The sequence below is a fragment of the Bacillus sp. ISL-45 genome, assembly GCF_018613195.1.
Taxonomy (GTDB): Bacteria; Bacillota; Bacilli; order Bacillales; family Cytobacillaceae; genus Mesobacillus.
Map to the genome: position 1 here is coordinate 106,138 of NZ_JAGGQQ010000006.1, position 10,911 is coordinate 117,048.

General features: G+C 38.5%; 13 protein-coding genes. 8 read left to right on the top strand and 5 right to left on the bottom strand.

From position 1 onward, the window contains the following. The first annotated feature begins 103 nt into the window (after window positions 1-103). The 3 genes from J7E35_RS08740 to J7E35_RS08750 all read left to right on the top strand — a co-directional run bounded on the left by J7E35_RS08740 (window position 104) and on the right by J7E35_RS08750 (window position 2,147). Window positions 104-1,120 (top strand): C40 family peptidase, encoded by a 1,017-nt coding sequence (locus J7E35_RS08740; protein WP_214778924.1) that lies wholly within the window; start codon window positions 104-106, stop codon window positions 1,118-1,120. A gap of 264 nt (window positions 1,121-1,384) precedes the next feature. After that, window positions 1,385-1,741, top strand: a complete 357-nt coding sequence (locus tag J7E35_RS08745) for an STAS domain-containing protein (protein WP_041965776.1) — start codon at window positions 1,385-1,387, stop codon at window positions 1,739-1,741. Window positions 1,742-1,745: 4 nt separating this feature from the next. Next, a complete protein-coding gene (locus J7E35_RS08750) occupies window positions 1,746-2,147 on the top strand; it encodes an anti-sigma regulatory factor (protein ID WP_214778926.1) in 402 nt (133 codons plus the stop codon). Window positions 2,148-2,346: 199 nt separating this feature from the next. Here J7E35_RS08750 and J7E35_RS08755 read toward each other — a convergent pair whose 3' ends face one another. Beyond that, window positions 2,347-2,481, bottom strand: coding sequence for a BA3454 family stress response protein (locus J7E35_RS08755; protein WP_214778928.1), 135 nt, complete (start codon window positions 2,479-2,481; stop codon window positions 2,347-2,349). Between the two features lie 192 nt (window positions 2,482-2,673). Here J7E35_RS08755 and J7E35_RS08760 point away from each other — a divergent pair, with 192 nt between their 5' ends. Continuing rightward, window positions 2,674-2,823 (top strand): hypothetical protein, encoded by a 150-nt coding sequence (locus tag J7E35_RS08760; protein WP_214778930.1) that lies wholly within the window; start codon window positions 2,674-2,676, stop codon window positions 2,821-2,823. Window positions 2,824-3,143: 320 nt separating this feature from the next. Next, window positions 3,144-4,070 carry a glutaminase A gene (gene glsA, locus J7E35_RS08765; protein ID WP_214778932.1) on the top strand — a complete coding sequence of 309 codons (927 nt, stop codon included), beginning with the start codon at window positions 3,144-3,146 and terminating at the stop codon, window positions 4,068-4,070. Between the two features lie 322 nt (window positions 4,071-4,392). On the opposite strand, the gene J7E35_RS08770 is transcribed toward glsA, so the two are convergent. Then, a complete protein-coding gene (locus J7E35_RS08770) occupies window positions 4,393-4,767 on the bottom strand; it encodes a hypothetical protein (protein WP_214778934.1) in 375 nt (124 codons plus the stop codon). Window positions 4,768-4,772: 5 nt separating this feature from the next. Further along, window positions 4,773-5,963, bottom strand: a complete 1,191-nt coding sequence (locus tag J7E35_RS08775; protein WP_214778936.1) for a ParM/StbA family protein — start codon at window positions 5,961-5,963, stop codon at window positions 4,773-4,775. A 203-nt stretch (window positions 5,964-6,166) separates the two neighbouring features. Between J7E35_RS08775 and J7E35_RS08780 the strand changes: the two genes are divergently transcribed. The 3 genes from J7E35_RS08780 (at window position 6,167) to J7E35_RS08790 (ending at window position 9,276) form a co-directional block, all read left to right on the top strand. After that, complete coding sequence (locus J7E35_RS08780; protein WP_214778937.1) at window positions 6,167-6,940, top strand: CsxC family protein; 774 nt, start codon at window positions 6,167-6,169, stop codon at window positions 6,938-6,940. 320 nt (window positions 6,941-7,260) lie between these two features. Next, window positions 7,261-8,037 carry a CsxC family protein gene (locus J7E35_RS08785; protein ID WP_214778939.1) on the top strand — a complete coding sequence of 259 codons (777 nt, stop codon included), beginning with the start codon at window positions 7,261-7,263 and terminating at the stop codon, window positions 8,035-8,037. Window positions 8,038-8,130: 93 nt separating this feature from the next. Continuing rightward, entirely contained in the window at window positions 8,131-9,276 is a 1,146-nt protein-coding gene (locus tag J7E35_RS08790; RefSeq protein ID WP_214778941.1) for a hypothetical protein, read from the top strand. 39 nt (window positions 9,277-9,315) lie between these two features. Here the strand turns inward: J7E35_RS08790 and J7E35_RS08795 are convergent, their stop codons facing one another. Together J7E35_RS08795 and J7E35_RS08800 are read right to left on the bottom strand one after the other, a co-directional pair. Then, window positions 9,316-10,101 (bottom strand): CsxC family protein, encoded by a 786-nt coding sequence (locus J7E35_RS08795; protein ID WP_214778943.1) that lies wholly within the window; start codon window positions 10,099-10,101, stop codon window positions 9,316-9,318. A gap of 255 nt (window positions 10,102-10,356) precedes the next feature. After that, window positions 10,357-10,911, bottom strand: a 555-nt coding sequence (locus J7E35_RS08800; protein ID WP_214778945.1) for a CotY/CotZ family spore coat protein, incomplete at its 5' end; no start/stop codon positions are given.

Sequence of the window (10,911 nt, forward strand, 5' to 3'; positions counted from 1 at the left end):
CCAAAGGAAAACTATTCCTCACAAACCAATATTTATAGATTCAAAACTAGTTTGGGAAACTCTACTATTAGTTTGTAATCGAAATCAAAGGAGTTGCTCTAACATGAAAAAACAGCTTTTGACGGTGGCTGCAACAGCCGGGATTTTATTTACATCATTAAATGGTTCAGCAAGTGCTCATGAAAAATTATACACAGTCCAATCTGGAGATTCTTTATGGAAACTTTCAAATATATATAACGTTGCTATAAATGATATTCAAAAATGGAATAATCTATCAAGCACTACCATCTATGTAAATCAGAAACTATCAGTTCTTGCACCTCACAGTCACACGACAGCACCAAACACAAGCGTAAGCACATCTTCTGATATTTATGTTGTAAAGTCAGGCGATACTTTATGGGGAATTTCAAAATCATATGGGATGTCCATCAGCGGACTTAAATCATTGAACGGACTTAAATCTGACGTTATCTATTCAGGACAAAGATTAAAAGTATCTGGAACTTCCGCTGCAGCTGCAGTATCAGCACCCGCCAGCTCATCCAGTACATATACAGTCCGTAGCGGTGACAATTTGTCAACGATTGCTGCTCGCCATAACTTATCGCTATCACAATTGATGTCATTCAATAACTTGAATTCTCATCTAATTTTTCCTGGACAGGTATTGAAGCTATCCGGTTCGGCTTCTACACCAGTTGCCACGAATGTATCAACTGCAACTGCTCCAGTGGCAGCAACATATGCATCAACTTCGAAGGTAAATGCATTGGTAACAGAAGCCAAAAAGTACATTAGCGTTCCCTATGTCTGGGCTGGCAGCACACCAGCAGGCTTCGATTGTTCAGGTTATCTAAACTATGTTTATAGCAAAGCAGGGATTTCGATCCCGAGAACAGTTTCGTCTATTTGGGATGCTACAAAGTCTGTTTCATCGCCGCGTGTAGGTGACCTAGTGTTCTTTGAGACGTATAAGCCAGGTCCATCACATGCAGGAATTTATCTAGGTAATGGCAAGTTTATTCATTCTGGTTCATCAAGAGGAGTAGAAATAAGTGACATGAGTAACTCATATTGGAAGCCGCGTTACCTAGGAGCAAAAACCACATTTTAATCTGGTTTTTTAACCTATACCCAGCCATTTAAATTTTGAAACCTCCTTTTAGGAGGTTTTTTAATTTATTTTTTATTTACTGATATTTTTGGAATAACATATAGAAAGCGCAGCTTTTAATTTGTAAACCACTTTATATATAGCGTATAATCCAATTAAAATCTTATTTGCTAACGTGCAAGTGTTTGGATGCAGCCCATCTTGAATTAAAATTATTTGTACATAGTGAATTCTGGTGAGTTTAATGATTTGGAGGCATATAAAGTGAGAATTCCTATATTAAAATTAAAAGATTATTTATTAGTTTCAATTCAAGTAGAACTAGATGACCAGACGGTACTGACTTTTCAGGAGGACTTGTTAAACAAAATTAAAGATACAGGAGCAAAGGGCGTTGTAATCGATTTGACTTCTGTCGATATGATTGATTCGTTCATTGCAAAAGTATTGGGCGACGTGATAGTCATGACAAGCCTGATGGGCACTAAAGCTGTACTGACAGGTATCCAGCCTGCAGTCGCCATTACTTTGATAGAGCTTGGCATAACAATGGAAAATGTCCATACAGCTCTGGATCTAGAACAAGGAATTTCGATATTAAGCCAATTGTTAGAGGGTTAGCCAAATGACAGAACCGATTATTATTAATATTAATAATGAATTTGATATAGTGCTTGCCCGTCAGAAAGGGAGAGAGGTTTCGAAAGAACTCCTATTTGGTGGCGTTGACCAGGCAAGAATAACGACAGCGATTTCTGAGCTCGCAAGAAACATTTATTTATATGCAGGAAGCGGCCAGATTACTATTGACGTCTTAGAAGATAACGGTAGAAAAGGGATTCAGATTTCTGCTGCTGATAATGGACCAGGCATAAATGACATAAGGATGGTCCTCCAGGATGGTTTTTCCACTTCAGGCGGTCTTGGTGCAGGACTACCAGGAGTTAAAAGGTTAATGGACAGTTTTGATATTGATTCGATGCCAGGAACTGGTACAAAAATCACGATTACCAAATGGGCAAGGTAAGAAGATTTGCATGGAGATGAACAAAATACATCACGTCTCCATGAACTGCCAAGATTATGAAAAATTTAAAAAATTTCACAAAAGTTGTACCCCGTATTTTCATCCACTTTCCTTTCTTAAGTACAATCAATACTAAATTTCTAGCCTCAAAATTCAGTAAAAAGGATGTTCAGTACAAGCCGAACATCCTTTCCATTATTTATATTGTCCATTGCTTTAATACTTGTTCCCGTGCCTGCTCCAGAATTTCTTCCTCAGAAGTATCTCGATCTGCGATGACATTAGTTAAATAGTTTTTTCCTTTTAAATCCACTGTAACCGTAACTTCTTTCATATAACATTTTCCTTTCTTTTTGTTTAAGTGCTTAATTTTATGACTGTTATATTTATTACCTTCTAGAAGGATAGAGTAAACATCATGGACTTGCAATTTTTATCCTTCCGTCCCTATGGGTATGCTACCAGGTTTGCTCTTTACTCATGAGGGAATAAGACAAATATCATGCCTAAGGAGGGAAACATGCATATGAGCAATGAGAACAATAACAAGCAAAGCTTGGTTGATTATGAACGAGAGAAATTAGGCAATGGTAAAAAGGTAGATGAGTTCAAGGATCAGGGTAGAGTACCCGACCAGCAAAACAGATTGAAGGACCAAGAAAACCTCAGGAAATGATTTAATTGGTAAAGTGGTTGAAAGCACCTAAGTTTAGAAAAAAAACTGCACTAAAACAAGCTGGAATATACTCCGGCTTGTTTTTAGTGTGTTTTTTTATTCAATATAAATTTACTCCATTTCACTTTAATACAAAATTTTGGTTTAATTGTTTTGAAAGGAATGTAAAATTTTTCATTCACCGTTTCCAAGATAGAAATGAGGACAAGCAGGACTTTAAAAGTTAATACACTAGTTGTCGTACGTGGTGCAACCGGTGCATGGATAAGATAAAAAATTATGGGTAATTGTTAAGTATATTACTTATTGGAGGAGTTAACATGCCTTGCAGAACGACTGATGAGTTGAATGAATTGGTAAGAAAAGCAAAGGATTATACTGGCGGCGGGAAGATAGCTGATTATATACCTGCGCTGGCAAAAGCGAATCCAGAAGAACTGTCTGTCGCTATTTTCCATGATGATGGTACATGTGTCTCTGCTGGGGATATACAGCAGAAGCTAACATTGCAAAGTGTCTCGAAAGTGTTAACATTGGCCCTTGCACTAATGGATTATGGAGAAGAAGCAGTCTTTAACAAAGTAGGGTATGAGCCGACTGGTGACCCCTTTAATTCGATTGTAAAGCTGGAATTCAGCCCATCCAAACCGCTGAATCCTATGATCAATGCAGGTGCACTAGCAGTTACTCATATGATTAAAGGAATCAGTGTGGAAGAACGTTTTGGGAGGATACTTTCCTTCATTCAACTGCTGGCCGGTAATTCCTCCATTGGGTATTCAAGAGAAGTTGCTCAATCTGAATACGAAACTTCCGATCTTAACAGGGCACTGTGCTATTTTTTAAAACAACATGGTGTCATAGATGAAGATGTAGAAGAATTATTAGAGGTATACACGAAGCAATGTGCAATCGAGATGGATTGCCTGGACCTGGCGCGTATTGGCTGTGTTTTCGCCATGGATGGAATAGAACCTGTTACGAACCGCCGGCTCATTCCTGCGCATGTGGCCAGGCTATGTAAAACTTTCATGGTAACGTGTGGAATGTATAATGCGTCAGGTGAGTTTGCTGTAAGGGTTGGAATCCCAGCAAAAAGTGGTGTATCAGGCGGAATAATGGGCTCAGTACCAAATCGGTTTGGAATCGGAATTTTAGGACCTGCATTAGATGAAAAGGGCAATAGTATAGGTGGAATCAAATTATTAGAGATGATGTCCGCAAAATATAATATGAGCATGTTTTAAATTGATCATATTAATGGGTCCTCAGCGATGTAATTCGTTTTAAGTTTGCCTCTTTTCTTAAACTTCGTTGCTTACAGCTAAAAATCGGGACCTGGAGTTTTTACGAGTCTGAAAGCAATTCATGCTTTAAAACTTCTGCTTGAAAATAGCCTAATCCAAAAAGTAAAGGACGTGCACGAATGTACCGTCCTTACTCTTTTTGCACTGTACAATAGTATCTATCCCGATACTTGGCACTGCCAAAAGCTTATGTTGTTTGAGGTATATGGCTTAAAGTTTGAGCGGAAATACGCGTTGGACTAGGGCAATTCCGAGTTTTCGATTATCCTCCAAAGGCTTCAAGAATATCCTCAACTTCCTTCAAATTAAGCAGTTTTGCCGCATCTGTTGATTCGTTTACATGTTTTGGTTTTGCGGCAGGCTGTATCTGGTAAACCCCATTCTCTAGTATCGACCTTATTTCTGCAAGCTGCTGCAGGATTTCCCCTGAACCTCCATTAGATACAGGCTTTTGGTTCAAGTATTGATGAAGAGCTGATAAAACAAGGTGAATGAGTGTACTGTTATCAGCATGGTATTCTATCTGATCAATTATTTTGGATGAAACAGGGTGTGACTCACCAGTTTTAACATCAATATATCGTTCAGGGACAGTTATCGCAACTTTGTTCTCGTAATCCGTATATATGTTTGACATACCGATCATCCTTCAACGGAAATTAATTCCTCGGTATTCTCATGTTGTTTTTTTAGTTGATTCATCTTGGCTAAAATCATGAGTCCGAAGACATTCAGTTTTTCAAGATTTTCTGGAAAGGTGAGTTCGATGGGCCTGCCCTTTTCAGACCATCTGACTGCAGCTTCCTGGATCTGTTTTTGCGCAAGCTTTGCTGCACCACCGACAGCAATATAGCGCGATGCACCTTTGATTTCACTCGAACTGCTTCGGGCACGGTCAAAGTGTTCGAGGTATTTGATCGCCATGATTCTTAATTGCGGTATGACATACTTGCTAATGTCTTTTTTAACCCCTGCAAAGGGTTCTACATACCATTCCGACTGCCCAGCATACAGCTTTTCTTCTAGTTCTGATCTTGAATCAAATGTGTATAGTTCATTCTTGCTTACTTTTTTTATAATTGTATCTAGGAACAAATTAATTCCAAAATGGTCACCTTCTACTGATGCAACAGGTTTATTATTCTTGATTCCTACAAAATCGACAGAGTCGCCGCCCAAATCGCCAATAATGATTCCCTTTTTAGAATCCTTCAAAAGGTTATCATCCTTAATTGCTAGTGTGTCAATGTCCCGTATCAAACCTAAATAAGCACAGGCTCCTTCGGCTCCAACAATTACATCTTTAACCTCAAGCTTTACTGTCAGCTCCTTTGGCTCTGGAATACCAGGGACTTTATGGAGTATGACAGTATGGCTTCCAGTAAGCCTCTGTTTTAATACTTCTTTTCTATCCTTATATTGTGTAGTTGGGAGGGATACAGCTAATTGGTCAATGCAATAAGTTATTTCAATATCATCAGGTTTGATGATTGATGCATGATAAGCAGCGGCAGCAAACAGAAGGATATACGTTCGATCCTCATCTGCCTTCTGATTGTTGCTTGCAGTCAAGCTGACGTTTCTCTGTTTGGCAGCTGATTTGCCTGCATAAAAAATTTCTCTTTTGTTAATGACCGCCGGGCTTTTTACCTCTACGATCATGTTTTCTTCGAGGTCAATATCTTCCTCGTCATAAGGCTTTTCGTAAAATTCATCATCATATAGTGCAATAGCGTTCGGTATATGGTATTCGGCAAGCTCTCCTTGATCAGAGGCCAAAACTTTATACCAGCTATTGCCTATATCGACAGCAAAGAAATTATAATTGTTCATTTTATCCTCCTCCTTTTGAATTCTATGCACAAGGCATGTTCAACTGTGCAAGTACCCATATTGATTAGGAGAATGGAATTTAAAGAAACGATTTCTTCTATCTTTATAAAAATCCGCATTTGTTCTGATTCATTTATCTATGCCAAAAAAACTAGTAGGAATAGGATAAATTGTACAAGAAATTTTAAAGGAGGAAAAAATGAATGACTAATGAGCATAAAGGTCCACGTGGTTGTGTGAATGTGAGAAAGTCTGCATCCATGAATGAATGCGCCAATACACCTGCAGTTACAGCTGGGGACTTTGCTAATATTGCTGTAACCTTAGCTGATATCAATGTAACGGATCATCTTGTTGCAGAAATCTCTTTTCCTGATCCAGTTCTAGAGATCAAGGATATTAAAAAGCGGGTGAAAATTGTTCAGTGCAGATTGCTTTTATCTCCGCTACCTGATAACGGCGATTTCCCTGCAACCGGAATTCCATTATTCATTAAGGGCTTCATTCGGAAGAATATTCAATACGCTACACCTTGCTATCATGCAAAAAGCGATTGTGTATCATCTGAAATGCGCTCTTTGACAGTGGATGTTCCATTTGAGTGTGTTACTATTCTTACAGCGGACGATTTCTTAAATCTGCCTGATTTCCCTTTATCTAATACTCGCGAAGAATTCGACTTCTTCAGGTCACAAAAGCTGGGCCATGGATACCCTGAAAAGGATCATTTATTGTCAAGTGACCTGTCACAGTTCCATCAAGTCAGCACACAATTCTACAATCAGATTCCATATTGTGAATTAGTGAGAAGCGATATTATTCAATGGGATGAATCCATCGACCGCTATCCGCTGGAGCACAATGCCCCATTTGAAGAAGGTACATTCCACACAATTGTTGAAAAAACCCTGCTCCAATTCCGAGTAAGAGTATACCAGAATCAGCAAGTAAACCTTAATGGATTTATAAATGGTTGATTCTCTTTAGAAAAACTAATTAAATGACAAAATTAAAAGCATGGCATAAGCCGGTAAGCCCCGGTAAATGCATGCTTTTTCTATTGTATAATTCATACATATTCCTGGCCGCATATGTTTGCAATACCAATAGAAGCAAAAAAAAACAAAAAAATTTTTCTGAGCCTTGGAGCAAGTACAGTTCAAGTGAGATAAAGGGCGAAGAGTGGGTACTTGCCTAAAACCTGCTAATGCTTACGGGCATATGCCTAGACCCAATTTATCATAGTGCATAGGATAGAACATCTTCACTCTAAGGAGTTATAAGGAGGAGCCCAAATATGTTTGAATCAGATAAAAAGAAACCCGATTTCGAGTGTGCACCATCTAAGGATCATTTTGAATGCAAACCGCATCATCATCATCCACATGTCAGTCTTGGAAAGATGGTGACAAAGGTACCGGTAGTACTTGCCGAGCTAACCCTTCAGGCGAATGTTGATACGAAGATTAATTTTCCGGAGCCAGTGTTGGAAATCAAAGATATCAAGAAAAGATTGAAGTTAACACAGTGCCGATTACTTCTGCCGACAAGCAAGCTTTTTATTAAGGGTTTTGTCAGGAAGAATATCCAATACGCAAGCCCTAGCATGGAAATTCAGGAAACAACATCTTCTACAGTAGCTTCCGACCTTCACTCATATACAGTAGATATTCCTTTTCAGCTAGTCACCGATATTAGGGAGTATCTATCAAAACCTGTTCAGCCGCATATGAACAATCGTAAGGAATTTGACTTCTTTGTGTCAAAGCCTTTATCAACGGGATATCCTGAGAAGGATGAACTGTTAACAAGTGATTTATCACAATTCCATCAGGAAAGCACCCAATTCTATAATGAATTGCCTTTCTGTGAATTGGTATCAAGCCAAATAATCGAATGGGATGAGGCGATAGATCGTCAGCCGCTTCCAACATCTTCACCGATTGATGAGGGATACTTTAATACAATTGAAGAGAAAATGGTTATCGACTTTACAGTCAGAGTCCTGCAAAACCAACAAATCCGTGTATCTTCTGCAACAAACGATCATTCTTACTACGACGAGTCAGAATAATATATCAGTAAAAAAGGTGGGGGATTATACTAGGACTAAATAGTATATCCCCCCTTTTATACTTGAAAAAAGCAGAAAGGAGGGTTAGAAAGGATGCCACCTGAAACGCCTCCCTTTCGAGGCAGCTTGACAGCAAGAAGAGCCACTCCGACAACACCTAGAACGGAAGGACATATTCAATCGCCGGAAAGACGTAAAAAAAAGGCCGCAAACCCGTTGATCCTACAGCCTCCTAAGGTAAAAGGTATTGATTTGAAACACTCAGCCCCCAAAAAACAATTGTTCCGGGCAAAGCAGGAGAAAGAGCCCAATGATCCAGAAGAATCAGAGTTTGAAGAAAAGTCAGCTGACAGCATAGTTAAAGAAGACTTAATAGATGTCTTCTTAGATGAAGAGAGCTCAGACCACATCATCAGCAAAGAGGAAAGCTCCGAATATTTATATTACAAAGAAGAAAGTTCCCAAGAATTTTCTCTAAATGAAGAAAGCTCTGAACAAAATTACACGGAAGAAAATTATGAACAAGAAATTGGCAACGAAACAGATCTTTTGAACAGGAAGTCCTATGAATATCCATTGCTCGGATCAATGAAGGAGATGCCGGATGAAACTGAAAGCTCAAATGAGAGCGATGCTACACCAAATTCATTTGAATCATTGGAGAAATTGCATTGCAGACCTGGAGAAAGAACTCAGGATATCAAGGTTAAACTTCCCGTTAATTTAGCTCACGTAAATTTAGAAGTTGACATATTTGATGTATTTACCTTAATCAAACCAATAGCATCTGTAACAACTGTTGAATGGTCCATTCATTCAATCGATATGGATATTATTCTTCCAACTAGAAATTTTTTCTCAAAGGGTATCTTACTTCTTGATTTAGAGTATGTAGAAAAAGCGGATGATCATGAAACAGGAACTCTGCATTCATTGAAAATCCATGTTCCCTGGAGCAAAATCGTTAAGGTTGAGTGGGTTCTCCCGCCTGAATTATCATGTAATCAAAGCAAGGAATATATGTTCACTGAGAATGATGGCAATGATCCTTCCTTCCACAGGGAATTCAGTGAGAGATTAGTGGATAAACTTGATTTTCAGTTAACCAATCTTAGCTGCACCTGGAATGAGCAACTACTAGAAAATGAGAAACTGTTAATCCAGGGTTCAGCAAATATGCAAATTGACATTTATCAAAAACAGTGCGTGGATTTAAGAGATTTGGTTTCTTCTCAATGATAGATAGGGTGCCTCAAATAGAGACACCCTGATTTAGTTTTAGTCTCTCATCATATCGTAGATTCTAGACTGCATACTTTTCGGGCCCTTGTATTCTTTTTTATAGGAACAGGAGTCGTCATGTTTTTCATACTTAGATGGCAACTCAACCTGCTGCTCCTGAAGCAACTTGATAAACAAGCCGACCTCCATTTTTTCTGTAATCCGGGTGAATCTGCCCCAGGCATCGTGATCCTTGTAAAGATCAAGATCGTTTACAAAAGAGAATAATAGTTTGCAATCAATAGGTTGATTGTAATATTCGTAGGTGAAAGCACCGGAAGTACAATTATCTGCTCCCATACCGTGTTTATCAGTAAAACGTCTTTCATAAACCGAGTTTTTCTGACTAAAGTGCTCATAGTCAGGATGGTTCTTTACATAGACAGCCTGATTGCAATTGAAAGGAACATCGACGCTATAGTCTTTTACATTGCCGCTGCAGCTTTCAACATATTGAATGTTTTTGTGGACGACTCCAGTAATGTAAAGCTTCACCATATGAGGGTCCATCTTCGAACGGATGGCTTTGCACTGCTTCAAAGAAACATTCCTGCGCATATGTTTAATTTCCCTTGCTGCTGTTGGAAGCTGGATATCAGCTTCTACTTCAGCCTGGATTTCTACTTCCGCTAATGGCACCGGCACATCGATAACCGGGTATTTCAAGTGTTTTCCATCTGGTGGATAAGAGTTGTTATTGCAGTCTACCCTAATAGTTTCTGCCTGGTCACAATTTGGCTGCGGGGGGCAGCCATACGAATTGCATCCTGTGTTTCTCTTCATTATTTTCACTCCTTGTTTTTTTGCAAAAAGAATAGAAACATGAGATTCCTAGTTTCTTTCTTTTGACTTACTATTTTTATATGCGACCAAGGAAATAATGAATAGACATATGATAGAGGACAAACACATATTTATTAAAATCGCATTCCAAAAAGCAGAAATTTAGCCAATAATATAAAAACCTCATTTCCGAATAGATAGGGAAATGAGGTTTTTGTCTAGCATTTTTGTTCATCAAACTGGAGAAATAGTCTATTACCGTGATTTTTTCTTATATCCACCATTTAAAAGTCTTTGCGGATCCATTTTTTTTGCTGCAACAGGAGGAAAGCATGTAATTCCTGTAAAATCATTCAAATCCACTTCAAAGCATGCACCGGTACGGACAAATCCGCTAATACCGTGATTTCCTTCACAACGCTCTGGACATAATAATTCAAGAATAGCACAGCAATCCGAACCTTTCACAAAATCTACAACCCTGAAAAAGCTGGATCGAATATCAAAAAAACAGCCATTAATATTTACTACCCCTGTACCAACGAAGGTTTCACATTCACCTATACAACCACAGAGCAGTTTAAATGGGATTGTATCATGCTCTGAATGTTTACAATGATTTAGAAGTTCTTTAATTGACCGTTCACAGCTGGTGTCACAGCCATGTTTCTTTTCTGCTACTTTCTTCTGTGCTTTATTGATTTCCTTTACTTTGTCACAAACACAACCATTCTCTGTTTTTTTATAATGATCTAAATCACTTGATTCATCATAATGGTTCCATTTATGGTCCTTATGCTTTTTGTGTTT